Consider the following 23,621-nt stretch of genomic DNA (forward strand, 5'->3'; position numbering starts at 1 on the left):
CGTTATTTCCTGGTTTCGATGGGCTGATGACGCTCTCCCGCCGCGAGGGCGTCGACATCCGCCCGACTTTGCTGCGCGTCCTGACCGACCTTTATGTGCAGGCGAGCGCGCATTCCGCCGATGAGGAGCGCCAGTTCGTCGAGCTGACGTCACGCCTGATCGACGAGGTCGACGACGCAACCCGCGCCTCGGTCCGCGCGCGGCTTGCGATCTATCCGGCCACACCCGCCAGGATCATGGACAAGCTCGGGCTGCGCCGCGCCGAGCCCGGCCAGCCGGTGCCGGCCGCCGCGCCGATTGCCGCGCCCGCACCATCCGCGCTGCCGGCTAGGATTCCGACCGAGGCCGAACTGCGGATGGCCGCGAGCCTTGCGATGCGGCCGAACGATGCTGCCGAAATCTGCGACATGTTCTTTGCCGCCAACACAAAGGAGCGCGCGCAGATCCTGCACAATCTGCAGGAGACGCCGCTGAAGGCCGCGGCGCGGATTCCGGCTGCGCGCGCCGCGCGCGCGATTCATATCCTGGAGATGGCGGCGTTTGCCGAGGACGTCGACAACTTCACCCGCGAGCTCGGCGAGGCATTGATCCTGCCGTCGCGGATCGCCGCTGACGTCGTCAACGATCCCGGTGGCGAGCCGCTTGCCTGCGCGATGCGGGCGCTTGAGGTGTCGAGCGCCGCGTTCCAGCGGATCCTGATGTTCCTCAATCCGGAATCCGGCTCGTCGGTCAATTATGTCTACCGGCTGTCGCGGCTCTACGACCGCCTCAGCGAGCGCTCGGCGCTGGTGATGCTGGCGGCGTGGCGCGGCTCGACCATGGCGGTGGCCCGCAACAAGTATCGCTCGTCGCTCTATGACGACGAGCGCCATCATGTCCGCGCGACATCCGCGCAGACGCGCCCCACGGTGCAGCCCGGCAGCGCGCCCGCGATCCGCAATCAGAAATCCGGAAGCTAGGCCTTCGCCAGATCGAGGAAGTGCCGCCCGGCGCGATCTTCGGTCTCGACGATCCAGGCATCGGGATCGAAGCGCAGCTCCTTGGTCAACCGCTCCTCGACTAACGGCTCGGACACCGGCTGCGGCGCCGTCGGCACGAACAGCCGCTCGACCGGACGGCTGTCGTCATAGACCGTCTGCGGCGCCGGCGCATACAGCATCGCATTGCCGTCCATCAGCGCGACCTTCACGAACACGGCGCCGGCCTCCTCGGCGCCCTTCTTGCGGACTGCGCCGAACACGCCCTCGGTCTGGCAGCGGCGCAGATACGCCGCGACCCATATGCTGGTCTTCAATCGCATGCGCCGACCTATAGGCCAGCAGCGCGGCCACGTCCAACTGTCACGGATCTCGTCACGCAGCGGCGGGTTGACCGATACAACCGCCGCTCATATCCTCGCATCTGCGGTGCAAGCCGCGCCCGGGTCCACGGGAAGGGTCGAACCCACTTGCATCGAATACGCGGCCAACCAAGCCTTTGTGCAGCCGGTTTTGTGGACCATCGGCAGTGATGCACGGAGGTTGCCATGAACCGATCGCCCGCGCGATTGAATCTCGAACATCTGAAGAAGCAGGCCAAGGAGCTCATCCGCCTTTACCGGCGGCAGGCGCCGGAGGCTTACGCCCGTTTCCGGCAGGCGCTTCCGGCGGCGGCCGGACGCAGCGATGCGCAAATCGCAGCACTCGATCTTCGGCTGCACGACGCGCAGTCCTGCGTGGCGCGCGATCTCGGCTTCGCTTCGTGGCCGGACCTGCGCCGCTATCTCGAGGCTCAATTGCCGCCCGGCAAAAGCCGGGACGATCGGGTGCGCCGCTGGCTGCAACTGGTCTATGCCGCGGACGTCAGCGGCACCAGCGATCGCGCGCATCCGCGCGTGGCGGTGCGGATGCTCACTGAATATCCGGGCCTTGTGGCCGACGATCCCTATCTCGCCTGCGCCATCGGCGATGAAGAGACGGTCCGGCGTACCGCGGCCAACGATCCCGCATGGGTCAATCGTCCCGGCGGTCCGCTCAAACTGCCGCCGCTGATCGCGGTCACACATTCCAGCCTGCTGCAGATTCCGGAGTATCAAGCGCGGCTGCATCGCTGCGCGCGCCTGCTGCTGCAGGCCGGCGCCGATCCCGACCAGCATATCGGCAGCCGCTGGCCGCCCGGAACGCTCGACGCGCCCGATGAAGGCAATCCGCTATCGGCGCTCTATGGCGCCGCCGGGCGCAACCAAGATCTTGCGCTGACAAGACTTTTGCTCGAAGCCGGCGCCAATCCGAACGACAATGAATCGCTGTACCATTCGCTCGAAGGCTCTGTCACGACAGGCCTGCTGCTCGAGCATGGCGCACGGATCGCCGGCACCAATGCGATGTACAAGGTGCTCGACGACGAGAATCTGCCAGCGCTCGAATTGCTGCTGCGGCACGGCGGCAATCCGAACGAGCCCGCCGGCAATGCGCCGCTGACGGATTGCGGATCGCCGCTGATGTGGGCGATCCGGCGGCGGCGGTCGCCGACGTGCATCGCAACCTTGCTCGACGCCGGCGCAGACCCGCACATCGCGACACCGGGTGGTCTCAGCGCCTACAGATTCGCGCTGCAATTCGGCCTGACCGAGGTCGCCGCGTTGCTGCGCGAGCGGACCGGTGACGAGACCCTCGGCGATGACGAGCGGTTCGTCGCGGCATGCAGCAGCGGCAATGAGAACGAAGCGCGGCGGATCCAGGCCGCGCGGCCCGATCTTCCGGGCTCGCTCTCAGCGCAGCAGTTGCGGTTGCTTCCCGAGCTCGCCGCAGTCGGCGGCGACGATGCGGTGCGGCTGATGGTCGGGCTTGGCTGGCCGATCGCAGTGCGTGGCGGCGATTGGGACGCCTCGGCGCTCAATCATGCGGTGTTCCGCGGCAATGCCGGGCTGACGCGCTTCCTGCTCGAGCATGGTGCAGAGTGGACCGAACGGCATGGCTTTGGCGACAACGCCTCCGGAAGCCTGTCCTGGGCCTCCTGCAACGAGCCGGTCGAAGGCGGCGATTGGGCAGGCTGTGCGCAGGCCCTGCTCGATCACGGCATGCCGCGCGGCATTGCCGATCGCGACGATCCGGAATGGGTGCTGCTTGCCGGCCGCAGGAAACCGTTCTCGGATGAGGTCAGAGACGTTCTGCTGGGCGAAGCGGTCTGACGACATTCTGATGCGTCAGACGTGAAATGGCCGGGCTCAAGCCCGGCCAAAATAGGTCCTACTCGATCGAGTGCCCGATCATCGCGCCGAGTTCGCGCACGAGGCGATCCGACATCTGGCCCGTCACCGGCAGTTTGCGCGCGCGCTCGAACTTCGCGATCGCGTGCTGGGTATCGGCGCCGATCGTGCCGGTCGGCTTGAGCTGGCCGTAGCCATACTCCGTCAGCGTCCGCTGGACCGCGGCGATGCGCTTGCCGGCCGGGCTCAGATGCGCGGTCGGGATCGGCGCCGGCGGACGAACGACGCTGGACGGCGCGGCGGCCGGGGACGGAGCGGCGGCTGGCGGCGCTGAGGTCGACTTCGTCACCAGATTGGCTATCGGGTCGGCCGGCTTGGCTTCAACCGGCTTGGGCTCCGGTTTGGCTTCGACCGACCTGGTCTCCACCGGCTTCACGTCGACCGTCTTGGTCGTCTCCATCGCAGCGGCCTCGGCTGAGCGCGCAGCCGCCTCGGCCGGGCGCGGGCGCGGCATCGGGCTGGCTGCAGCGACTGCTGGAGGCGGCGGCGGCAGCGTCACCACCGAACCGCCGAACATCGGCGACGGATGCCGGCCGGCCTGCAGGAACAGCGCATTGATCAGGATAGCAACGATGGCAGACAGGGCCAGCACGCCGGCGATCAGGTCCTTCGGACTGTGCAGCATCAGGCGCAGCACGAGGCCACGTTCGTCCTCGGCCGCGATGGCCACCGCCTTGGCGCCGCGGCGACGGCGCGGCGTTTCGTCGTCATCCAAAGTCTGTCTAGGCACTCTTCTTCACCTGATGGGTTTGCTCTTGGAGTCCGGAACGCAGCGCAGGCTTCAGGGTCGAGACATTGCTGGACGGCTCGACCGCCGCCGGCGGGACGAACGCCAGCGGCAGCGCGACCGACACGATGGTGCCCTCGCCCACCTTGCTCTCCACATTGATGTCGCCGTGGTGCAGGCCGACCAGCCCCTTCACGATGGACAGGCCGAGGCCGGTGCCTTCATGGCGGCGCTGATAGGTCTTGCCGGCCTGGAAGAACGGATCGCCGATCCGCTTGAGGTCGTCAGCGGCAATGCCGACGCCGGTGTCCGAGACGCGCAGCAGCAGCCGCGATCCCTCGACGCCGGCCGACACGGTCACCTTGCCGCCGCGCTCGGTGAACTTGATGGCGTTGGAGACGAGGTTGAGGACGATCTGTTTGAATGCGCGCGGATCGCCGTTCACGATCGGCAGATCGTCGGGCACGCGGGTGACGAGGTCGACGCCGCTCTCGCGCGCCTTCAGCGCCACCAGGTTGCAGCAATTGAGTAGCGCCGGCCGCGGCGCAAACGGCTCCGGCGAAATCTCGAAATTGCCCGACTCCATCTTCGACATGTCGAGGATGCCGTTGACGACGGACAACAGATGCTGGCCGGAATCGTTGATGAGCTGGGCGTATTCCTTGCGGCGGGCCGCGTCGAACCCGAGCACCTCTTCCTGCGCGATCATCTCGGAAAAGCCGATGATGGCATTGAGCGGGGTGCGCAGCTCGTGGCTCATGGTGGCAAGGAAGCGCGTCTTCGAGGCGTCGGCCTGCTCGGCCGCGTTGCGCGCCTGCTCCAGCGCCTGCTCCTGCAGCTTGCGATCGGTCACGTCGCGCATCACGGCGACGACCTCGGCATCGGCAGCGGTCTGATCGAGCGCACGGCAGCGCATCTCGACCCAGATGAATTCGGCAGCGGCCTCGCCCCGCGCACCGTCGCGGCGCACGCGGAACTCGACGCTGCGGGACTCGCCGCGCGCCGCATCCGACAACGCCGTGAGATAGGCCGGGCGATCGGCGACATGAACGCGGCCGAACAGGCCGTGGCCGGACAGCCGCGAGGCCGGCACGCCGAGCATGATCTCTGCCGCGGGCGAAATGAAGCGCACCGCGCCGTTGCGGCTGTGCCGCGACAACACGTCGCTCATGTTGTGGGCGAGCAGCCGGTAGCGCTCTTCCTCGACATAGAGCAGCGCCACGCTGGTGCGCGCCAGCGATTCCGCGCCGAAGGCGAGCCCGGCGGCATAGAAGATCGCCGACACGACGCCGAAGCCGGCCAGCGTGCCATTCGACGCAACCGCGGGATCGACCAGCGGCAGCACGTGGTAGTGACCGAGCATGCTGAGCAAGGCAGCGCAGATCATCGCCAGCGCAAAGGCAAAGGCGACCACGCGCCGCGACGCCGACAGCGCCGCCTCGATCGGAATCACGACGAGCCAGACGGCTGCGAACGATGCGATGCCGCCGGTCGAGGCCGCGATCATCATCACGAGACCGGCAAGCGCCAGCGACGACAGCACGTGCGCGCCCTCATAGCGACCGGTGCGCGACAGGAACCAGGACAGCAGGATCGGTGCGATCAGCCAGGCGAATGCCGCGACTTCGATCGCCGTCGGCGCGCCGCGCATCGCCAGAAAGACAGGAAACGAAGCCAGCGCCACCAGGCTGCCGAGCAGCCGCGGCGCCATGAAGGCACGATGGCGCGCACGCGTCAGCGCATCATACTGCGCCGACGGATGCAGCAGCGCATCCAGGCAATCATGGATCAGACTCAAACTACTCACAGCACTCGCGCTTCGGCTCAATCGTCAGCTAGACGCGCCGGAACGCCTCCTTCGTGATTGCAGGTCAACGTGTCAGAGCGAACTTAAGCGAACGCTAAGGCGGGGTGGCCTGCCGCCAAACACCGTGCATTGGGAGGCTTCGACGCAGCCATTCACCGCTCATTTGTCGGGGATGGTGAACGGCTGGTTTCCGGATGCGATGATCTATGGTTTCGAAATGGTGGACGCGGCGGATTCGGCGCATCCGGCCCCCTGAGGCCGCCATCAATCGAAAATTTACGGCGAATCAATTCAGGCGAGTTTTCCGCGATTTTCGGGCCGATTTACTTCAATGCGGATACTTCCGGTTTATCGACCGATGCTAACCCTCAAGGCCAATCGCGGCCTCCACCGCGCAAGAAGCAAAAGACAAGACAGACGACCGGGATCGCGCCATGTTCTTCCTGTTGCGTTTGGCATTCTGGCTCGGGCTCGTGCTCGTGCTGCTGCCGAGAGACAAAACCCCCGAAGCGGACAAGACGCCGCAGATCAGCGCCTCGGACGCGGTGTCGGCCGCGACCGCGACGATCAACGACATGGGTCAGTTCTGCAAGCGTCAGCCGTCCGCCTGCGAAGTCGGCGGCCAGGCCGCGACCGCGATCGGCCAGCGCGCGACCGACGGGGCGCGCAAGCTCTACCAGATCATCACCGACAAGAAGCCGCCGGACCACACCGGCTCGATCGGCAAGGACGATGCCGATCTGGCGATGGCCGCATCCCGCGACACGCTGACTGCGGACGATCAGAGCATCGAATTCCACCTGCCGCCGACGCCGTGAGGGCAAGCCAGCGCGTTTTCGAGCGATGCCTGTCCCGCACTTGATGCGGGTTGGCCGTCGGCTCGCGTGAAAAAAACACGTCAAAACAACCGGGAACCGGTTCCATTTTCATCGCTTTCGCGGCGCTGCTTCCTATATAAGCCGTTGAGAATAGGACGCGGGCCACGATGACGACGATCGACGAAATCAGGGACAATTTTGCGCTGCTGGACGAGTGGGATGACCGCTACCGCTATGTCATCGAGCTCGGCCGCACGCTCGCGCCGTTGCCGGAGGCGGAGCACTCGGCCGAGAACAAGGTGCAGGGCTGCGTCAGCCAGGTCTGGCTGTCAAAGCGCGTCGAGCGCGACGGCAATGGCGAGCCGCGGCTGATCTATCTCGGCGACAGCGACGCCCACATCGTGCGCGGCCTGGTCGCGATCGTGCTGACGCTGTTTTCCGGGCACACGCCGAAGCAGATCCTCGATACCGATGCGCTGGCGCTGTTCGACGAATTCGGCTTCCGCGACCATCTGACGCCGCAGCGCTCCAACGGCCTGCGCTCGATGGTCGATCGCATCCGCAACGATGCGCGCGAGGCGCTGGCCTCCGCCGCGTAGCGCCCATTCCGATTTAATCGGAACGGGCTCTAGATTTTAGTTTGACGCATTTTCTTCACGCGAACCGGTATCCACTTCGCTCGAAAATGCTCTGTTACTTCCGCTTCCGTGCCTGCTGGCCGAGGCCCATCTTCTTGGCGAGCTGCGATCGCGCCACCGCGTAGTTCGGCGCCACCATCGGATAGTCGGCCGGCAGCCCCCATTTGTCGCGGTACTGCTCCGGCGTCATGTTGTACTGGGTGCGCAGGTGGCGCTTGAGCGATTTGAAGCGCTTGCCGTCCTCGAGGCAGACCAGATACTCCGGCGTGATCGACTTCTTCATCGACACCGCGGGCTTTGCCGGCTCGCTCGGCACGTCAGCGCGTCCGCTCGACACCCGCAGCAAGGCGGCGTGGACCTGGCTGATCAGGTTCGGGATATCCGAGGCCGGCGTCGGATTGTTGCTGAGATAGGCCGAAACGATGTTTGCGGTCAGCTCGACCGGCGTTTTGCCTGACATATCGGACATGGCTCAAATTTCCCCGTGCTCTCGACGGCCCGGCGCCACCGGACAGTATCCACGTGCAGCAATACATCAATTGAATCGCGTACTACTTCGCGAATATGAGCGGATTACAGCAATCCTGACAAGAACGGCGATGTTTCCGGCTTCGCGCCGGCCACGCGCAAGTATTGCCGTAGATTCACGGCCTCTGTTCCAGATGCGACCTGAGCTCGTCGATCGAGGCAAACCGCATCATGCCTTCCGGCATCTGCGCCTCGATCGATCCGTCCGAATAGAGCGAATAGGCCATGCCGTCCACCACACCCGATTTGAGCACCGTCACCGGGGGCTGCTCCTGGGGCGGCGGCGGATGGCCCGATGACGGCGAGGCGGCGGCCGGCTGAGTCTCGCCGAAGGTTGACGGCCGCGGCGTGCGCCGCGGCGCGACATCGACCGACCGCGGCCGGTCGGCCTTCGGCCAGGCATCGTCGAACGTCGCTGGTGCAGGCTCGGCCGCAGCGGCCGGTTTCGGGCGCAGCTCCGGCGACAGCAGGTCCGGCGTCAACGGTTCGGCGCCACGCGTCTGGGTCCGCTCCTTCCGCGAGGATGAGAACATCAAATTGCGCCGCTTGGGCGGCGCTAGTTCACCGTCCGGACTCGTTGCGCCCGGCACGGGCTGCGGCAGCTCGCCCGACGCGCCACGCGGGGCGATTTCGTCGTGCCAGGGCGGCGCGGATGGGGGGGCCAGCGGTGGGGGCGCCGCGACCTTCGGCTCAGGTGGCGGTGGGAACACCGAATCGTCGGCCGCGTTGCGCGGGGAAGTTGCAGACGGCGACGGGCCACCGGACCGCAGACCCACGGCAACGACCGCGTCGAGCCGTCCGCCCATGGCCTGGAGCTCGCCAAGGACGGCGGCAAGGGCCAGAACGATCGCGCCGGTGCAGGCGCCGGTCACGCCCGTCGTGATCAACGTGCTGCCGACACTGAATTCCTTGTAGGGGATTCCGAAGCCGATCGCCGCCAAGCCTGCCACAACGAGGCCCGCGCCGACGACCAACAGACCAACCTTCATCGAACTAACCCCCTGGAGCCCCAACCGAAAATCGGCACGGGCCGCCTATGCCACGATACCGTCATATTGCCCACACCGCCAACCGCCAATTGTAGGTAGAGTTCCCTAAAATCCCGCTTAACCGGCCGCGATGCGGCTCGCGACGGCGATCGCCAGGACCGCGTTTGGAGCCGCTCCCGTAGATCTACTGGCTACGAATTGCTGCCAATTTATTGCAACGCACTTGGGAAATTACGCCACAATTACCAATTACTTGGAAACGGAACTGCGCTATGGATGCCGGGGAATGAGGCCCTAAAGCGCCAATCAGGGCCACAGGCACGCCGGTACCACTAGCCATGTCATCGATTACGACGTCTGCCTTCGAGGCGCCTGCACGGCGCTCGGCGGAGAAGACCTGCGACGATCTCGCATTCCTCGTCCTCGGCGTGGTCGCCGTGGTCGCCGGGCTCACATTCCGCGATTACGGTCTCGGCTGGGACGACTACACCCACGCCGAATATGCCGACCTGCTGCTGCGCATGTACGGCTCCGGATTCAAGGACACCGGCGCGCTGTCGTTTGCCAACCTCTATATGTACGGCGGCGGCTTCGATATGGCCGCGGCCCTGCTGCACAAGGTCATTCCGCTCGAACTGTTCGAGACGCGCCGCCTGCTCGGCGCGATCGTTGGCGTCATCGGCCTTGCCGTCACCTGGCGCCTGGCGCGCCGCGTCGGCGGCCCGTTGGCGGGACTGGCGGCGCTGCTGCTGCTGGCGCTGTGCCCGACCTTCTATGGCCACATGTTCATGAACCCGAAGGATGCGCCGTTCGCCGTGGCGATGATCGTGCTGATCCTGGGTCTCGTCCGCCTGATCGAGGAATATCCGGCGCCCTCGCCGCGCACGATCCTGATCGTTGGTCTGGGGGCCGGCCTGTCGATCGGCTGCCGCGTGCTGGGCGGGCTCGCGCTGATCTACGCCGTGGTCGGCTTCATCCCGCTGTTCATCGAGGAATTCCGCAAGCAGGGCGCACGCGAGGCGGTCCACCGCTTTGCCCACGCCGTCTATGTGCTGCTGCCGGGGCTGGTGCTCGGCTATCTCGTGATGGGCCTGATCTGGCCGTGGTCGATCATGGAGCCCGGGCATCCGCTGGAAGCGGTGACCTACTTCTCGCACTTCTTCGAGAAGCCGTGGAAGGAGATGTTCGACGGCGCGCTGGTGTCGGTGCCGGACATGCCATGGTCCTATCTGCCGACGCTGTTCGCGCTGCAGCTTCCCGAAGTGCTGCTGGTGCTGCTGACCGCAGCGGTCATCGCGACGTTCATGTCGTTGTCGCGCAACGACATGCCCGCGAAGCGCAAGTCGATCATGCTGATGCTGACGCTCGCTGCGACGCTGCCGCTGGTGATCGCGATGGTGAAGCGGCCGGCGCTCTATAACGGCATCCGCCATTTCATCTTCGTGATCCCGCCGATGGCGGTGCTCGCCGGCGTCGCCTTCGCGCGCGGCATGGACTGGCTCGGCGAGAACCGCCGCGCCTGGCAGCCTGCGGCGCTCGCGGTGTTCGCCTTCGGCCTGCTGCTGCCGCTCAGCGAGATGATCCGCCTGCATCCGTATCAATACACGCACTTCAACCACATCGCCGGCACGGTGCGCACCGCCGACAACTTCTTCATGCTGGACTATTGGGGCCTGGCGCTGAAGCAGGCCTCCGACGGGCTGCGCGAGCAGCTGGCGGAGCGGCAGGAAGTGCCGCCGCAGCACCGCAAGTGGAAGGTCGCGGTGTGCGGTCCGCAGCGCCCCGCGCAGGTCGCGCTCGGGCCCGATTTCACGATCGGCTGGGACAGCAATGCTGCCGACTTCGCGATGACGCTCGGCGAGTTCTACTGCAAGGGTCTCGCCGCCCCCGTGATGGTCGAGATCAAGCGCGACGACGTGGTGTTCGCCCGCGTCTACGACATCCGCGGCCGCAGTATCTCAAGCCTGCTGGCGATCCCGGCGCCGTAGCGCGTCACCCACAGAACAACCATCGCGCGGCTGCCCACCGACGATCTCCGCTGGTATCGTGGGCCGCATGCCGACATGACTGTCACGCCGGTATGCTGCCTTGCTGCGCTCGGGCAGCAGCGCTACGCTTGAATCAAGCAACAACGATCAATGGAGAAATCGCCATGTCGCCAGCGGAAGCGCGTCTAAAGGAAGTGCCATCGAACATGAGTGCGGCGGAGTGGGAGCAGCGGATCAACCTCGCCGCCTGCTACCGGCTGGTCGCGCTCTATGGCTGGGACGATCTGGTCGATACCCACATCTCGGCCCGCGTGCCGGGGCCGGAGCATCACTTCCTGATCAACCCCTACGGGCTGATGTTCGACGAGATCACCGCGTCGAGCCTGGTCAAGGTCGACCTCGACGGCAACCAGCTTTCTGAGAGCGATTACAGCATCAACCCGGCCGGCTTCACCATCCATTCGGCGATCCACGAGGTGCGCGAGGATGCCGGCTGCGTGCTCCATCTCCACACGATCGACGGCACCGCGGTGTCGAGCGGTCCCGAGGGGCTGCTGCCGCTGAACCAGACCGCGCAGCTCGTCACCCACGACCTCGCCTACCACGACTATGAAGGCATCGCGCTCGATCACGACGAGCGGCCGCGTCTGCAGCGCGATCTCGGCACCAAGAACCACATGCTGCTGCGCAATCACGGCACGCTGACGGTCGGCCGCTCGGTCGCCTCCGCCTTCGAGCGGATGTACCATCTGGAGCGCGCCTGCTCGATGCAGGTGGCGACCCGCGCGCTCGGCCCGCTCGCCTACCCGGTCGACCAGCTCGCGATCGACAAGAACACCGAGCTGCTCTCCAACCCGGACCGCGCCGAGCTGCGCTCGACCCAGCTGGTCTGGCCGCCGCTGCTGCGCAAGCTCGACCGGGTCAATCCCGGCTACCGTGATTGAAAATTTCACAATCTTCGGGTAGGCTCTCCGCCAACACCCTCTACGCTACCGGAATCAAAACGCCGCCCAATCCCGGGCGGCGTTTTCACGTGTCGTTGCCTCTTCGTAGCCCGGATGGAGCGCAGCGTAATCCGGGGTGACGCCAATCGACCGTCCCGGATTTCGCTTCGCTGCATCCGGGCTACAAGGCCGCGCTCGACGGCACCCAACGTTCGGCGCGATTTACTTACTCGCCTCGGCGAACGCCGCCAGAATCCGCGCCCAGGAGCGGATGCCCTTGTGGTAGCTCTTGAGGTCGTACTTCTCGTTCGGCGAATGGATGTTGTCGTCGTCGAGGCCGAAGCCGATCAGCACGCTGTCGAGGCCGAGCGTGCGCTTGAAGTCGGCGACGATCGGGATCGACGCGCCGGAGCCGATCAGCAGCGCCTCCTTGCCCCATTCGTCGGTCAGCGCGCGGCGCGCGGCCGCCAGTGGCTTCATGTTCCAGTCGAGCGCGATCGCCGGCGCACCGGAATGATCGATGAACTCGGCCTTGCAGTCGGCCGGCAGGCGCGCCGTCACATAATCGCGGAACGCTTTTCGGATCTTCTCGGGATCCTGTCCCTCGACCAGGCGGAACGAGACCTTTGCCGACGCCTCGGCCGCGATCACGGTCTTGGAGCCCTCGCCGGTGTAGCCGCCGACGATGCCGTTGATGTCGCAGGTCGGGCGCGAAGAGACCTGCTCGATCAGGAGCCGATCCTTTTCGCCGGCCGGCACCGAGAGGCCGATCGGCTTGAGGAAGCTGTCCGGCGTCAGGTTGAGCTGCTTCCACTGCGCCAGGATGTCCGGCGGCAGATCCTTCACGCCGTCATAGAAACCGGGGATGGTGATGTGGCCGTTGTCGTCATGCAGGCCGCCGAGGATCCGCGTCAGCACGCGGATCGGGTTCTGCGCGCCGCCGCCGAACACGCCGGAATGCAGGTCGCGATTGGCGGCCTTGATCTTGACCTCGTCATAGACCAGGCCGCGCAGCGAGGTGGTGATCGCCGGCGTGTTGGGGTCCCACATGCCGGTGTCGCAGACCAGCGCGAAGTCGGCCTTGAGCTCGGCCTTGTTGGCCTCGAGGAACGGCACGAAATTCTTCGAGCCGATCTCCTCCTCACCCTCGATGACGATGGTGATGTCGACCGGCAGCGATCCCGTCACGTTCTTCCAGGCGCGGCACGCCTCGACGAAGGTCATCAACTGTCCCTTGTCGTCCTCGGCGCCGCGCGCAACGATGATCTTGCGGCCGTCGGCATGGTCGGTCACCACAGGCTCGAACGGCGGCCGGTGCCAGAGATTCAGCGGATCCACCGGCTGCACGTCGTAATGGCCGTAGAACAGCACATGCGGGCGCCCGTCGGTCGCGCGGTTCAGCTTGCCGAGCACGGCTGGATGGCCGGCGGTCGGGCGCACCTCGGTCTTGAAGCCGAGGGTTGCGATATCCTTGGCGAGATGATCGGCGGCCGCCTTGCAGTCATTGGCAAAAGCCGGATCGGCCGAGATCGATTTGATCCGCAGCAGCGTGAACAGCCGCTCGAGGCTGTTGTCGAAATCGGCATCGATGCGGTCGAGGACCGGCTGCAGCTTGGCGTTGGACATCGCTTGTATCCTGTTGCTTGGACGTTGCCGCCGTTGTAGCGCGCCGGCCGCCGGAGGCAAAGCCGGCTGCCCGTCGCGATGCTACCTGCGCAGGATGCCGCCGAGCGCGCCGCGCACCAATGCGCGGCCGATCGATCCGCCGAGCGATCCACCGACCGACTTGCCGAGATCGGCCACCACGCCGCCGACCACCTTGTCGGTCACCGAGCGCGTCACGTTGCGCGCGATGACCTGCCCGGTGGAGAGCCGGCCGCGCTTGACATTGGTGCCGAAGATCGTGGCGGCGATGGCCCCGATGTGGCCGAGGATCCCGCCGCCTTCGCCCCCTGAGCCATCTGCCGGCGCGGCGGCGCCGGCGAGCCGCTTCTGGATGATCTCATAGGCGGATTCCGCGTCGATCGCGGTGTCGTATTTGCCCTTCACCGGGCTCGCATCCATGATCGCCTTGCGCTCCTCCGGCGTGATCGGCCCGATCCGCGCCGACGGCGGCCGCACCATGATGCGCTCCACCATCGACGGCGTGCCGCCGCCCTCGAGGAACGACACCAATGCCTCGCCCTTGCCGAGCTCCATGATCACCCGCGCGGTGTCGAGCTTCGGATTGGGCCGGAAGGTCTGCGCCGCCGCGGCGACCGACTTCTGGTCGCGCGGCGTGAAGGCGCGCAGCGCGTGCTGCACACGGTTGCCGAGTTGCGCCAGCACCTTGTCCGGCACGTCGATCGGATTCTGGGTGACGAAATAGACGCCGACGCCCTTGGAGCGGATCAGCCGCACCACCTGCTCGATCTTGTCCATCAGCGGTTTCGGCGCATCGGTGAACAGCAGATGCGCCTCGTCGAAGAAGAACACCAGCTTGGGCTTCGGCAGGTCGCCGACCTCCGGCAGCTCCTCGAACAGTTCCGAGAGCATCCAGAGCAGGAACGTGGCATAGAGCCGCGGGCTCTGCATCAGCTTGTCGGCGACCAGGATATTAACCATGCCGCGACCGTCGCGATCAGTGCGCATGAAATCCTTCAAGGTCAGCGCCGGCTCGCCGAAGAATTTGGCGCCGCCCTGGTTCTCGAGCACCAGGAGCTGGCGCTGGATCGTTCCGACCGTCGCCTTGGACACATTGCCGTAGCTCTGCGCGGCCTTGCGGACCGACGCCAGCGGATCTTCGCCGTCGTCGGCGGCCTTTTTGCTGCCGTCGGGCGCGATCGCGTCCAGCAGCGCGCGCAGGTCCTTCATGTCGATCAGCGTGAGGCCGTTCTCGTCGGCGACGCGGAAGGCGACATTGAGCACGCCCTCCTGCACGTCGTTCAGATCGAGCATCCGCGCGAGCAGCAGCGGTCCCATCTCGGTGACGGTGGCACGCACCGGATGGCCCTGCTCGCCGAACACGTCCCAGAAGACGGTCGAGAACTGATCGGGCTGGAAGGTCAAGCCCAATTGCTGGGCCCGCTTCACGATAAAGTCCTTGGCCTCGCCGACCTCGGAGATACCGGAGAGATCGCCCTTGATGTCGGCTGCGAAAACCGGAACGCCGGCGCGCGCAAACCCTTCGGCCATGACTTGAAGCGAGACGGTCTTGCCGGTTCCGGTCGCGCCGGTGACAAGGCCATGCCGATTGGCAAGTGCCAGCGTCAACCAGGCTGTCTCCTCGCCCTTGCCGATAAAAATCTTCTCGCCGGTATCGGCCGACTTGTTGTCGGAGGTCGCCATCGCTTCGCCTCTTAACGCAGATTTAATTCGGGTCGATCCATTCGAACCTGATCCATTCGAACCCAATCTATTCGACCCACACCATCATATTGCATCTTGCCGTTCGATTGAAACCGTCGTCGGATGCCGTCGTACGTTGTCGCGCCACCAGTTCCTCATATTTTATTCCCGGCAAAGTGACGAAAGGCATTGCGCATTGCGACAAGATGGTGTGAATCCGCCGCTCACTCTTGCAGCGAGGCCACAGTCACGACGCGATCGAAAAAGAATGCGAACTGAAATGCGCTGATCGCTTGTATTTCGTGACACAGGCGCTCAAGATAAATCTTCAAGAACGATCCGGCAAAGTCCGGTTGAGGCGGGGCAAGATGGACGAATTGGTTGGGCAGCTGGCCGCGAAGGCCGGCATCGATGGCGCTGTCGCTGAAAAAACCGTCGGCATCGTTCTGGGTTTCCTCCGTAACGAGGGACCTTCCGACAAGGTCCAGGCTCTGATCGACCAAATCCCCGGCGCCGAAGCGGCGATCGCCGCCTCCAACAACAACGGTGGACTGTCGCGGCTGATGGGCGGCGGCCTGATGGCTGTCGGCACCCGGCTGATGGCGCTTGGCCTGAGCATGAGTGAGATTCAGAACGTCGCGCGTGAACTTTTCAGGTTCGGCCGCGACAAAATCGGAGCGGATCAAATGGGCGAGATCATTTCGGGGACACCGGGGCTCAGCCAGTTCGCCTGAAGCCCTCCTCTCGACGCCGTTGCACGTGCGCTCCCTTCTACCTGCATACGAGTATCATGACATACCCCCTCTCCGAGATCGAAGGCTTGTCCGCCTATTGCGCCACCAAACTGAAATCACAGGGAATCCGCACGACCGACGCGCTGCTTGAAGCCGCCCGCACCGTCAAGGGACGCAAGGCGCTCGCCGCCAAGACCGGAATCAGCGAACAGCAATTGCTCGAATGGGCCAACATCTCCGACTACATGCGGATTCCCGGCATGGGCAAGGCGAAGGTCGGGCTGGTTCGCGCCGCCGGCGTCACCACCGTGCGCGAGCTTGCCCACCGCAACCCGTCGCGGCTGGCGCAGAGCATGAAGGACGCCAACGTGCGGCGTAAGCTGGTCCGCGTGATGCCGTCGGAAAAATCGGTCGAGTTGCTGATCGAAGAGGCACGCAAGCTGCCTCCAAAAATCACCTATTAGCCCACCTATTAGCCAGTCTTAACCGGGCAAGCGGCCACGGGCGCCAGCCGTCATCGCGACACCTTGACTTGCCGCTGATGGCAGCGCAAAGCCACCGCATGATGGCGACCAAGCCCATAGCATCGGCGGTGGCCGGCCCGGCCGGACCCGCGGTGCTGCCGGCCTTGCTGTCGCGGCCTTATCCGGCGGTGATGGGTATCCTGAACGTCACCCCGGACTCGTTCTCCGACGGTGGCCGGTTCATCGCGCCCGAACAGGCGCTGGCGCAGGCCCGCAAGCTGGTCGCCGACGGCGCCGACATCATCGACGTCGGCGCGGAATCGACCCGCCCCTATGGCTCGCGACCGGTGACGGCCGACGATGAACTGGCGCGGCTGAAGCCGGTGCTGGCCGAGGTGATCGGGCTTGGCGTGCCGGTCTCGATCGACAGCATGAAATCCGAGGTCGTGGCCTGGGCGCTCGACCAGGGCGCCGTGATCGCCAACGACGTCTGGGGCTTGCAGCGCGATGCAGGCATGGCGGCCGTCGTCGCCGCCCGCGGCGTGCCGGTGATCATCATGCACAATCGCGAGAGCGCCGATCCCGCGATCGACATCATGCAGGACATCACGGCATTCTTCGAACGCTCGCTCGCGATCGCCGCAAGCGCCGGCATTGCGCGGGACCGGATCGTGCTCGATCCCGGCATCGGCTTCGGCAAGACGCCGGAGCAGAGCATGATCGCGCTGGCGCGGCTCGCCGAGCTCAATTCGTTTCGCCTGCCGGTGCTGGTCGGCGCCTCGCGCAAGCGCTTCATCAGCACGGTCGTGCCGTCGGAGCCGCAACAGCGGATCGGCGGCTCGCTCGCGGCGCATCTTATCGCCGCACAGCATGGCGCCCGCATCATCCGCGCGCATGACGTCGCCGAAACCGTTCAGGCGCTGCGGGTGGCCGCGGCAATCGAGGGACAGCAATGACCGACACGATCTTCATCACCGGGATCGTCATCCATGCCCGCCATGGCGTGATGGAACATGAGACGGAAGTCGGGCAGCGCTTCGTCATCGACCTCGAGCTCTATACCGACCTCTCGGAATCCTCGCGCACCGACCGCCTCTCCGACACGGTGTCCTATTCCAACGTGGTGGCGACCGCGACGTCGGCGTTCAAGAACACCAATTACAAGCTGCTGGAGCGCGCCGCCGGCGCGGTGGCCGAGGATATCCTGGCGAGCTTCCCGCGCGTCAGGGCTGTCAAGGTCACCGTGCACAAGCCGCACGCGCCGATCGCCGCGATCTTCGACGATGTCGGCGTGGTGCTGACCCGCTCGCGGCATCCGCTGCCACACAGTTGAACCGATGGCCGACGTCCTGATCGCACTCGGCGGCAATGTCGGTGACGTCCGCGGGACGTTTCGCAAGGCGATCGCCAACATCTGCGGCATGACGCAGGCGGCTCTCCTGGCACGCTCGTCGGATTACTCGACGCCGCCCTGGGGCGAACAGCAGCAGGACAGCTTCATCAATGCCTGCATCGAGATCGACACCAGTCTCGATCCGCACGCGCTGCTGTTCACGCTGCACAAGATCGAAAGCAAATTCGGCCGCGATCGCAAGAACGAGCAGCGCTGGGGTCCGCGCACCCTCGACCTCGATTTGATCGCCTATGACGACGTCACACTCGACAAGCCGGAACTGACGCTGCCGCATCCGCGTTTGTTCGAACGCGCCTTCGTGCTGGTGCCGCTGGCCGAGATCGTTCCCGACCGTGTCATCGCGGGGCGCCGCGTCGCCGATGCGCTTGCAAGCGTCTCGACCGACGGTATTTTCCGCCTCGCGGACCTCGATTAAAGCCGATCGACCGCAAACAAAAGTTTGGCTTGGCCGCCCGCCCGTGGCAATTTCCGGCCAAATCAAGGGACCTCTCGCGGGGCCGATGAAGGACGATTTGGGCGGATGACGACCTCGACTGACGATTTGCCTCTGGCTTCGGATTTTGCAGCCGCGACCTATGACGACTGGCGCAAGCTGGTCGACGGCGTGCTGAAGGGCGCCCCGTTCGAGAAGCTGGTCGGCAAGACCTATGATGGCCTGAGGATCGATCCGATCTACCGCCGCGCCGCCAACGCCAGCCCGCTTGCCGGTCGGGCCGCCGCAACCCCTTGGCAGATCCTGCAGCGGGTCGATCATCCCGATGCCGCACAGGCCAATGCGCAGGCGTTGCAGGACCTCGACAACGGCGCGACCGGGCTCGAATTCGAGTTCGCCGGTGGTCCCGGCGCGCGCGGCTTCGGCCTCGCCGACGCCAGCAAGAAGACGCTGGCGCGGGCCTGCGGCGGCGTCCATCTCGATGCCGGCATCATGATCGCGCTCAACCCGGTGCTCGGGCGCGAGAACGCCGGCGAGACGTTTGCCGACATGGTCGAGGCCCGCAAGCTCGATCCGGCCAAGCTCGACTTGCATTTCAATTACCAGGCGCTCAGCACGGTCGCCGCGCGCGGTGCTGCGCCCGGCGCCTGGGCCGACTACGAAAAGCCGTTCGGCCAGGTGGTCAACGGCCTGATCAAGCGCGGCTTCAAGGGACCGTTCGTGCTGGCCGACGGCCGGCCGGTGCATGATGCCGGCGGATCCGAGGTGCAGGAGCTCGCCTTCACGCTCGCGGTAGGCGTTGCCTATCTGCGCATGCTGGAAGGCGCCGGGATCGATCTCGATGCGGCGCGCGCAGCCGTCTCGTTTCGCCTCAGCGCCGATGCCGACCAGTTCCTGACCATGGCGAAATTCCGCGCGTTGCGCCGCCTCTGGGCAAGGATCGAACAAGCCGGCGGTCTTGTGCCGAAGCCGATCTTCGTCAACGCGCAGACCGCCTGGCGGATGCTGACCCGGCGCGATCCGAACGTGAACATGCTGCGCGCGACGATTGCGACCTTCGCGGCCGGGCTCGGCGGCGCCAATGCGATCACCGTGCTGCCGCACACACTGGCGCTCGGCCTGCCGGATGATTTCGCCCGGCGCGTGGCGCGCAACACCCAACTGGTACTGCTCGAGGAGTCCAATCTCGCCAAGGTCTCCGATCCGGCGGCGGGTGCCGGCGGCATCGAGGCGCTGACCGCGCAGCTCTGCGAAGCAGCGTGGACGCTGTTCCAGGAGATCGAGACGACCGGCGGCATTTTCCCGGCCCTCGAACAGGGGCTCATCCAGCACAAGGTCGCCGCGACGCGGGCACAGCGCGAAGCCAATGTCGCCAAGCGCCGCGACGTTCTGACCGGCGCCAGCGAATTCCCCAACCTGCACGAAGACGTCCCCGCAGTGCTGGACGTGAAACCGTCGGCGCCGGTGTCGACGGCCGATGCCAAGATCCGGTTCGATGCGCTGGCGCCGATGCGGCTCGCCGAGCCGTTCGAGGCGCTGCGCGACAAATCGGATGCCGCGCTGAAGGCGCGTGGCGCACGGCCAAAGATATTCCTCGCCAATCTCGGCACGCCCGCCGACTTCACAGCCCGCGCCACCTTCGCAAAGAGCTTCTTTGAGACCGGCGGGATCGAGGCCATCGACAACGAAGGCTTTGCCGATCCGGCGGCGCTCGCCGCGGCCTTCAAGGCCTCCGGCGCTGCGATGGCGTGCATTTGTTCCTCGGATAAGGTTTATGCCGCCAGTGCCGCTGAGGCCGCCAAGGCCCTTCACGGCGCCGCAGCAAGGCATATCTATTTGGCAGGGCGGCCCGGCGACCAGGAAGCGGCGCTGCGGGCGGCCGGCATCGGTGAGTTCATCTTCGCCGGCGGTGACGCGCTGGCGACATTGCGCGACGTCTATCGGCGGATGGAGCAGGCATGACGGCAGAGGCACCAGCGAAACCCGTTCTGACCGGCGGCTGCCAGTGCGGCGCCGTGCGCTTCGCGGTGTCCGCGGCACCGAACCGCGTCAGCATCTGTCACTGCCGGATGTGCCAGAAGGCCTCCGGCGCGCCGTTCGCCTCGTTCGCCGACATCAACAAGGAGGATTTCGCCTGGACCCGCGGCAAGCCGGCGACGTTCAGATCCTCCTCGATCGCCGAGCGCGACTTCTGCGCCGCCTGCGGCACGCCGCTCAGCTTCCGCCGGATCGATGGTCCGCGCATCGAGATCATGACCGGCGCCTTCGACCGGCCCGACCGGGTGATCCCGACGCAGCAATTCGGAACCGAGTCCCGCCAGGGCTGGGTGGTCGGCATCGCCAATTTGCCGAGCCAGACCACGATGCAGAATTACGGACCGGACAAGATGGCGACCATCGTCAGCCATCAGCATCCGGACCATGATTGAGGAAGCCCAGGAATGACCCGCATTCCCAATTTCGCCGATGTCGCCTTCCAGCCTGTCGCCGTCGCGGCGCCGGCTGGGAGCGCGGAGCCGTGGCTCACGCCCGAGGGCATTCCGGTGAAGTCCATCTATGGCGAAGCCGATCTCAAGGGGATCGATTTCCTCGAGACCTGGCCCGGCATCGCGCCCTATCTGCGCGGCCCCTACCCGACGATGTATGTCAACCAGCCCTGGACCATCCGGCAATATGCCGGATTCTCCACGGCGGAGGATTCCAACGCCTTCTATCGCCGCAACCTCGCGGCAGGACAGAAGGGCCTGTCGGTCGCGTTCGACCTCGCCACCCATCGCGGCTATGACTCCGATCATCCGCGCGTCTCCGGCGACGTCGGCATGGCCGGCGTCGCGATCGATTCCATCTACGACATGCGCACGCTGTTCGCCGGCATCCCGCTCGACCAGATGAGCGTGTCGATGACCATGAACGGCGCGGTGCTGCCGATCCTCGCGCTGTTCGTCGCCGCCGCCGAAGAACAGGGCGTGCCGCCGGAGAAGCTGTCAGGCACCATTCAGAACGACATTCTGAAAGAGTTCATGGTGCGCAACACCTATATCTATCCGCCGGCGCCCTCGATGCGGATCATCTCCGACATCTTCGCCTACACCTCGCAGCGGATGCCGAAATACAATTCCATTTCTATTTCCGGCTACCACATGCAGGAAGCCGGCGCGACGCAGGACCTCGAGCTCGCCTATACGCTGGCCGACGGCGTCGAATATCTGCGCGCCGGCCTTGCCGCCGGCCTCGACGTCGATCGTTTTGCGCCGCGGCTGTCGTTCTTCTGGGCGATCGGCATGAACTTCTTCATGGAAGTCGCCAAGATGCGCGCGGCGCGGCTGCTGTGGGCCAAGCTCTTGAAGCAGTTCAACCCGAAGGATCCGCGTTCGCTCAGCCTTCGCACGCATTGCCAGACCTCTGGCTGGTCGCTGACCGCGCAGGACGTCTTCAACAACGTGATGCGCACCACGATCGAGGCGATGGCGGCGACCCAGGGCCACACCCAGTCGCTGCACACCAACGCGCTGGACGAGGCCTTGGCGCTGCCGACCGACTTCTCGGCGCGCATCGCCCGCAACACGCAATTGTTCCTGCAACAGGAGAGCGGCACCAACCGTATCATCGATCCCTGGGGCGGCTCCTATTATGTCGAGCGGCTGACCCACGATCTCGCGAAGAAGGCCTGGGGTCACATCCAGGAGGTCGAGGAGCTTGGCGGCATGGCCAAGGCGATCGAGGCCGGTGTGCCGAAGCTCAGGATCGAGGAAGCCTCCGCCAAGACCCAGGCGCGGATCGATGCCGGTCGCCAGGCGGTGATCGGCGTCAACAAGTTCAAGCCTGACAACGAGAAGCCGATCGACGTCTTGAAGGTGGAGAACTCCACCGTGCGGCGCTTGCAGATCGACAAGCTCGCGCGGCTCAAGAAGGAGCGCAACCAGGCCGACGTCGATGCGGCGCTGGCCGCGCTGACCCGCTCGGCCGGCGAAGGCAACGGCAATTTGCTGGCGCTCGCGATCGATGCCGCGCGTGCCAAGGCCACCGTCGGCGAGATCTCGGACGCGATGGAAAAGGTGTTCGGCCGCCACCGCGCCGAGATCAAGTCCATCACCGGCGTCTACAAGCGAGAGGCAGCGGCGATGTCCAACAAGGTCGAGAAGGTGCAGGCGCTGATCGATGCGTTCGAGGAGGCCGAGGGCCGCCGCCCGCGCATCCTGGTGGCAAAGATCGGCCAGGACGGCCATGACCGCGGCCAGAAGGTGATCGCATCCGCCTTCGCCGATGTCGGCTTCGACGTCGATATCGGGCCGCTGTTCGCAACCGCCGATGAAGCGGCGCGGCAGGCGGTCGAGAACGACGTCCACATCCTCGGCGTCTCCTCGCTCGCCGCGGCGCATCTCACCGCGGTGCCGGAATTGAAGGCCGCGCTGAAGAAGCACGGCCGCGAGGACATCATGATCATCATCGGCGGCGTGGTGCCGCCGCAGGATTACGATGCGCTGTATGCGGCCGGCGCCGAGGCGATCTACCCGCCGGGCACCGTGATCTCGGAGGCCGCCGAGGAGCTGATCCACAAGCTCAACACGCGGCTCGGCCACAGCGCGGCGGCGGAGTAGCGCTGCCGCGCGGTCCTCTCCCACCTGGAGTTTTCCATGCGCGCCGCTCGCTTGCTGACGCCTGCCCGCATCATGGGCCTTGCCGGCCTGCTGGCTTGCCTCTGCCTTCCGGCGCGCGCCGCTGATCCCAAGCCCGATGCTGCGATCAAGAATGCGAGCATCGCGGCCAGCGTCTATCTCGACGACAAGATCAAGGCCGACAGCGCGCTGGCGGCCGATTGCCTCGCCGAGGGCAAGAAATGGATCGACAAGAACGCGGCTGAAGCTGCGAACGACCGCAAGCAGGAGCCCGAGCTGTTCAAGGACCGCGGCGGCTATTCTTTCGAGCGCAAATATTCGGTGCGCTCCATCGTCGACGGCCGCTATGTCAGCGTGCTGCGCGATGACTACATGAACACTCTGGGCGCGCACCCGAACTCCGACGTCAATACCATTCTTTGGGACACGACAGCAAAGAAGCGCATCAGCATCCGCCCGTTCTTCACCGAGACCGCCGACAACGGCCCGACCCTGACGGCAATGCGCAAGGCGGTCATCGCGGCGCTCAACGCCGAGAAGAAGCGGCGCGATGCCGGCGAGACAGCGACCGCCCAGTGGTACAAGGGGCTCAAGCCGACGCTGCTCAAGATCGGCGCCGTGACGCTGGCGCCGTCGACTGACGCGGGCAAGAGCTCCGGCCTGACGTTCCACTACCCGCCCTATGCGGTCGGCCCCTACGCCGAAGGCCAGTACGTCATCTTTGTGCCCTGGGAAACTCTGAAGCCGTATCTGACGCCGGAAGGCGCAAAGATCTTCGCCGGCACGCGGCCGACGGGCGACGCGGACGAGCAGCAATAGTTCGTAGCCCACATGAGCGAAGCGATGCGGGACCGGTTTCCCCGGACATTGCGGAGCCTGTCATCGGGCGCGCGTTCGCGCGACCCGTTGGCTCACCCGGGCTACTGGTTACGGCGCGATTTCTGGAT

Annotated in this window: 22 protein-coding genes; 15 read left to right on the forward strand and 7 right to left on the reverse strand. The window is 65.6% G+C overall.

The features are described from left to right. Nucleotides 1-26: 26 nt before the first annotated feature. On the forward strand, nucleotides 27-959 hold the full coding sequence (locus ACVIW0_RS24885; protein ID WP_461354747.1) for a DUF2336 domain-containing protein: 933 nt from the start codon (nucleotides 27-29) through the stop codon (nucleotides 957-959). Here the strand turns inward: ACVIW0_RS24885 and ACVIW0_RS24890 are convergent. Continuing rightward, nucleotides 956-1,300 carry a DUF1491 family protein gene (locus ACVIW0_RS24890; protein ID WP_461354748.1) on the reverse strand — a complete coding sequence of 115 codons (345 nt, stop codon included), beginning with the start codon at nucleotides 1,298-1,300 and terminating at the stop codon, nucleotides 956-958. The two genes, ACVIW0_RS24885 and ACVIW0_RS24890, sit on opposite strands and share 4 nt — an antisense overlap. 225 nt (nucleotides 1,301-1,525) lie before the next feature. On the opposite strand from ACVIW0_RS24890, the gene ACVIW0_RS24895 reads away from it, so the two are divergent. Next, nucleotides 1,526-3,169: an ankyrin repeat domain-containing protein gene (locus ACVIW0_RS24895; protein WP_461354749.1), complete on the forward strand. Its 1,644-nt coding sequence runs from the start codon at nucleotides 1,526-1,528 to the stop codon at nucleotides 3,167-3,169. 58 nt (nucleotides 3,170-3,227) lie between these two features. Here the strand turns inward: ACVIW0_RS24895 and ACVIW0_RS24900 are convergent, their stop codons facing one another. Both ACVIW0_RS24900 and ACVIW0_RS24905 read right to left on the reverse strand, forming a co-directional pair. Beyond that, complete coding sequence (locus ACVIW0_RS24900) at nucleotides 3,228-3,977, reverse strand: peptidoglycan-binding domain-containing protein (protein ID WP_461354750.1); 750 nt, start codon at nucleotides 3,975-3,977, stop codon at nucleotides 3,228-3,230. Further along, nucleotides 3,970-5,772 carry a PAS domain-containing sensor histidine kinase gene (locus tag ACVIW0_RS24905; protein WP_461357414.1) on the reverse strand — a complete coding sequence of 601 codons (1,803 nt, stop codon included), beginning with the start codon at nucleotides 5,770-5,772 and terminating at the stop codon, nucleotides 3,970-3,972. The genes ACVIW0_RS24900 and ACVIW0_RS24905 overlap by 8 nt, the downstream gene beginning before the upstream one ends. Before the next feature lie 443 nt (nucleotides 5,773-6,215). On the opposite strand from ACVIW0_RS24905, the gene ACVIW0_RS24910 reads away from it, so the two are divergent. Further along, nucleotides 6,216-6,599, forward strand: coding sequence for a DUF5330 domain-containing protein (locus tag ACVIW0_RS24910; protein WP_461354751.1), 384 nt, complete (start codon nucleotides 6,216-6,218; stop codon nucleotides 6,597-6,599). Nucleotides 6,600-6,766: 167 nt separating this feature from the next. Beyond that, nucleotides 6,767-7,198, forward strand: a complete 432-nt coding sequence (locus tag ACVIW0_RS24915) for a SufE family protein (protein ID WP_461354752.1) — start codon at nucleotides 6,767-6,769, stop codon at nucleotides 7,196-7,198. 94 nt (nucleotides 7,199-7,292) lie between these two features. On the opposite strand, the gene ACVIW0_RS24920 is transcribed toward ACVIW0_RS24915, so the two are convergent. Continuing rightward, on the reverse strand, nucleotides 7,293-7,706 hold the full coding sequence (locus ACVIW0_RS24920; RefSeq protein WP_461354753.1) for a Ros/MucR family transcriptional regulator: 414 nt from the start codon (nucleotides 7,704-7,706) through the stop codon (nucleotides 7,293-7,295). Nucleotides 7,707-7,881: 175 nt separating this feature from the next. Next, the gene (locus ACVIW0_RS24925; RefSeq protein ID WP_461354754.1) at nucleotides 7,882-8,754 is read right to left on the reverse strand and encodes a DUF308 domain-containing protein; all 873 of its coding nucleotides are present in this window, start codon (nucleotides 8,752-8,754) and stop codon (nucleotides 7,882-7,884) included. Between the two features lie 338 nt (nucleotides 8,755-9,092). Between ACVIW0_RS24925 and ACVIW0_RS24930 the strand changes: the two genes are divergently transcribed. Together ACVIW0_RS24930 and ACVIW0_RS24935 are read left to right on the forward strand one after the other, a co-directional pair. Then, the gene (locus ACVIW0_RS24930) at nucleotides 9,093-10,742 is read left to right on the forward strand and encodes a glycosyltransferase family 39 protein (protein ID WP_461354755.1); all 1,650 of its coding nucleotides are present in this window, start codon (nucleotides 9,093-9,095) and stop codon (nucleotides 10,740-10,742) included. 164 nt (nucleotides 10,743-10,906) lie between these two features. Continuing rightward, complete coding sequence (locus tag ACVIW0_RS24935) at nucleotides 10,907-11,686, forward strand: class II aldolase/adducin family protein (RefSeq protein WP_461354756.1); 780 nt, start codon at nucleotides 10,907-10,909, stop codon at nucleotides 11,684-11,686. 222 nt (nucleotides 11,687-11,908) lie between these two features. Here the strand turns inward: ACVIW0_RS24935 and ACVIW0_RS24940 are convergent, their stop codons facing one another. Continuing rightward, complete coding sequence (locus ACVIW0_RS24940; protein ID WP_461354757.1) at nucleotides 11,909-13,312, reverse strand: M20/M25/M40 family metallo-hydrolase; 1,404 nt, start codon at nucleotides 13,310-13,312, stop codon at nucleotides 11,909-11,911. A gap of 81 nt (nucleotides 13,313-13,393) precedes the next feature. Continuing rightward, nucleotides 13,394-15,013 (reverse strand): helicase HerA-like domain-containing protein, encoded by a 1,620-nt coding sequence (locus ACVIW0_RS24945; RefSeq protein ID WP_461354758.1) that lies wholly within the window; start codon nucleotides 15,011-15,013, stop codon nucleotides 13,394-13,396. Between the two features lie 368 nt (nucleotides 15,014-15,381). Here ACVIW0_RS24945 and ACVIW0_RS24950 point away from each other — a divergent pair, with 368 nt between their 5' ends. The 9 genes from ACVIW0_RS24950 (at nucleotide 15,382) to ACVIW0_RS24990 (ending at nucleotide 23,493) form a co-directional block, all read left to right on the forward strand. Next, nucleotides 15,382-15,747 (forward strand): DUF2267 domain-containing protein, encoded by a 366-nt coding sequence (locus ACVIW0_RS24950; protein ID WP_461354759.1) that lies wholly within the window; start codon nucleotides 15,382-15,384, stop codon nucleotides 15,745-15,747. Between the two features lie 56 nt (nucleotides 15,748-15,803). Further along, nucleotides 15,804-16,211: a DUF4332 domain-containing protein gene (locus ACVIW0_RS24955; protein ID WP_018270650.1), complete on the forward strand. Its 408-nt coding sequence runs from the start codon at nucleotides 15,804-15,806 to the stop codon at nucleotides 16,209-16,211. A gap of 98 nt (nucleotides 16,212-16,309) precedes the next feature. Further along, entirely contained in the window at nucleotides 16,310-17,167 is an 858-nt protein-coding gene (folP, locus tag ACVIW0_RS24960; RefSeq protein ID WP_461357415.1) for a dihydropteroate synthase, read from the forward strand. Beyond that, complete coding sequence (gene folB, locus ACVIW0_RS24965) at nucleotides 17,164-17,544, forward strand: dihydroneopterin aldolase (protein WP_456755810.1); 381 nt, start codon at nucleotides 17,164-17,166, stop codon at nucleotides 17,542-17,544. The genes folP and folB overlap by 4 nt, the downstream gene beginning before the upstream one ends. A gap of 4 nt (nucleotides 17,545-17,548) precedes the next feature. After that, a complete protein-coding gene (folK, locus tag ACVIW0_RS24970; RefSeq protein WP_461354760.1) occupies nucleotides 17,549-18,040 on the forward strand; it encodes a 2-amino-4-hydroxy-6-hydroxymethyldihydropteridine diphosphokinase in 492 nt (163 codons plus the stop codon). Nucleotides 18,041-18,145: 105 nt separating this feature from the next. Continuing rightward, nucleotides 18,146-20,020, forward strand: coding sequence for a methylmalonyl-CoA mutase family protein (locus ACVIW0_RS24975; RefSeq protein WP_461354761.1), 1,875 nt, complete (start codon nucleotides 18,146-18,148; stop codon nucleotides 20,018-20,020). Then, nucleotides 20,017-20,487 (forward strand): GFA family protein, encoded by a 471-nt coding sequence (locus tag ACVIW0_RS24980; RefSeq protein WP_461354762.1) that lies wholly within the window; start codon nucleotides 20,017-20,019, stop codon nucleotides 20,485-20,487. Before ACVIW0_RS24975 ends, ACVIW0_RS24980 begins: the two co-directional genes overlap by 4 nt. 12 nt (nucleotides 20,488-20,499) lie before the next feature. Beyond that, entirely contained in the window at nucleotides 20,500-22,656 is a 2,157-nt protein-coding gene (scpA, locus tag ACVIW0_RS24985; RefSeq protein WP_461354763.1) for a methylmalonyl-CoA mutase, read from the forward strand. A gap of 36 nt (nucleotides 22,657-22,692) precedes the next feature. Beyond that, nucleotides 22,693-23,493, forward strand: a complete 801-nt coding sequence (locus ACVIW0_RS24990; protein ID WP_461354764.1) for a DUF3298 and DUF4163 domain-containing protein — start codon at nucleotides 22,693-22,695, stop codon at nucleotides 23,491-23,493. Nucleotides 23,494-23,621 lie beyond the last annotated feature (128 nt).

It is taken from the genome of Bradyrhizobium sp. USDA 4454 (assembly GCF_054822705.1).

What these genes read in the sequence shown, in the direction of transcription:
- ACVIW0_RS24885 (WP_461354747.1), top strand. Translation starts at nt 27, where the DNA reads ATGACGCTCTCCCGCCGCGAGGGCGTCGACATCCGCCCGACTTTGCTG.
- ACVIW0_RS24890 (WP_461354748.1), bottom strand. Translation starts at nt 1,300, where the DNA reads ATGCGATTGAAGACCAGCATATGGGTCGCGGCGTATCTGCGCCGCTGC.
- ACVIW0_RS24895 (WP_461354749.1), top strand. Translation starts at nt 1,526, where the DNA reads ATGAACCGATCGCCCGCGCGATTGAATCTCGAACATCTGAAGAAGCAG.
- ACVIW0_RS24910 (WP_461354751.1), top strand. Translation starts at nt 6,216, where the DNA reads ATGTTCTTCCTGTTGCGTTTGGCATTCTGGCTCGGGCTCGTGCTCGTG.
- ACVIW0_RS24915 (WP_461354752.1), top strand. Translation starts at nt 6,767, where the DNA reads ATGACGACGATCGACGAAATCAGGGACAATTTTGCGCTGCTGGACGAG.
- ACVIW0_RS24920 (WP_461354753.1), bottom strand. Translation starts at nt 7,706, where the DNA reads ATGTCCGATATGTCAGGCAAAACGCCGGTCGAGCTGACCGCAAACATC.
- ACVIW0_RS24925 (WP_461354754.1), bottom strand. Translation starts at nt 8,754, where the DNA reads ATGAAGGTTGGTCTGTTGGTCGTCGGCGCGGGCCTCGTTGTGGCAGGC.
- ACVIW0_RS24930 (WP_461354755.1), top strand. Translation starts at nt 9,093, where the DNA reads ATGTCATCGATTACGACGTCTGCCTTCGAGGCGCCTGCACGGCGCTCG.
- ACVIW0_RS24935 (WP_461354756.1), top strand. Translation starts at nt 10,907, where the DNA reads ATGTCGCCAGCGGAAGCGCGTCTAAAGGAAGTGCCATCGAACATGAGT.
- ACVIW0_RS24940 (WP_461354757.1), bottom strand. Translation starts at nt 13,312, where the DNA reads ATGTCCAACGCCAAGCTGCAGCCGGTCCTCGACCGCATCGATGCCGAT.
- ACVIW0_RS24945 (WP_461354758.1), bottom strand. Translation starts at nt 15,013, where the DNA reads ATGGCGACCTCCGACAACAAGTCGGCCGATACCGGCGAGAAGATTTTT.
- ACVIW0_RS24950 (WP_461354759.1), top strand. Translation starts at nt 15,382, where the DNA reads ATGGACGAATTGGTTGGGCAGCTGGCCGCGAAGGCCGGCATCGATGGC.
- ACVIW0_RS24955 (WP_018270650.1), top strand. Translation starts at nt 15,804, where the DNA reads ATGACATACCCCCTCTCCGAGATCGAAGGCTTGTCCGCCTATTGCGCC.
- folP (WP_461357415.1), top strand. Translation starts at nt 16,310, where the DNA reads ATGATGGCGACCAAGCCCATAGCATCGGCGGTGGCCGGCCCGGCCGGA.
- folB (WP_456755810.1), top strand. Translation starts at nt 17,164, where the DNA reads ATGACCGACACGATCTTCATCACCGGGATCGTCATCCATGCCCGCCAT.
- folK (WP_461354760.1), top strand. Translation starts at nt 17,549, where the DNA reads ATGGCCGACGTCCTGATCGCACTCGGCGGCAATGTCGGTGACGTCCGC.
- ACVIW0_RS24975 (WP_461354761.1), top strand. Translation starts at nt 18,146, where the DNA reads ATGACGACCTCGACTGACGATTTGCCTCTGGCTTCGGATTTTGCAGCC.
- ACVIW0_RS24980 (WP_461354762.1), top strand. Translation starts at nt 20,017, where the DNA reads ATGACGGCAGAGGCACCAGCGAAACCCGTTCTGACCGGCGGCTGCCAG.
- scpA (WP_461354763.1), top strand. Translation starts at nt 20,500, where the DNA reads ATGACCCGCATTCCCAATTTCGCCGATGTCGCCTTCCAGCCTGTCGCC.
- ACVIW0_RS24990 (WP_461354764.1), top strand. Translation starts at nt 22,693, where the DNA reads ATGCGCGCCGCTCGCTTGCTGACGCCTGCCCGCATCATGGGCCTTGCC.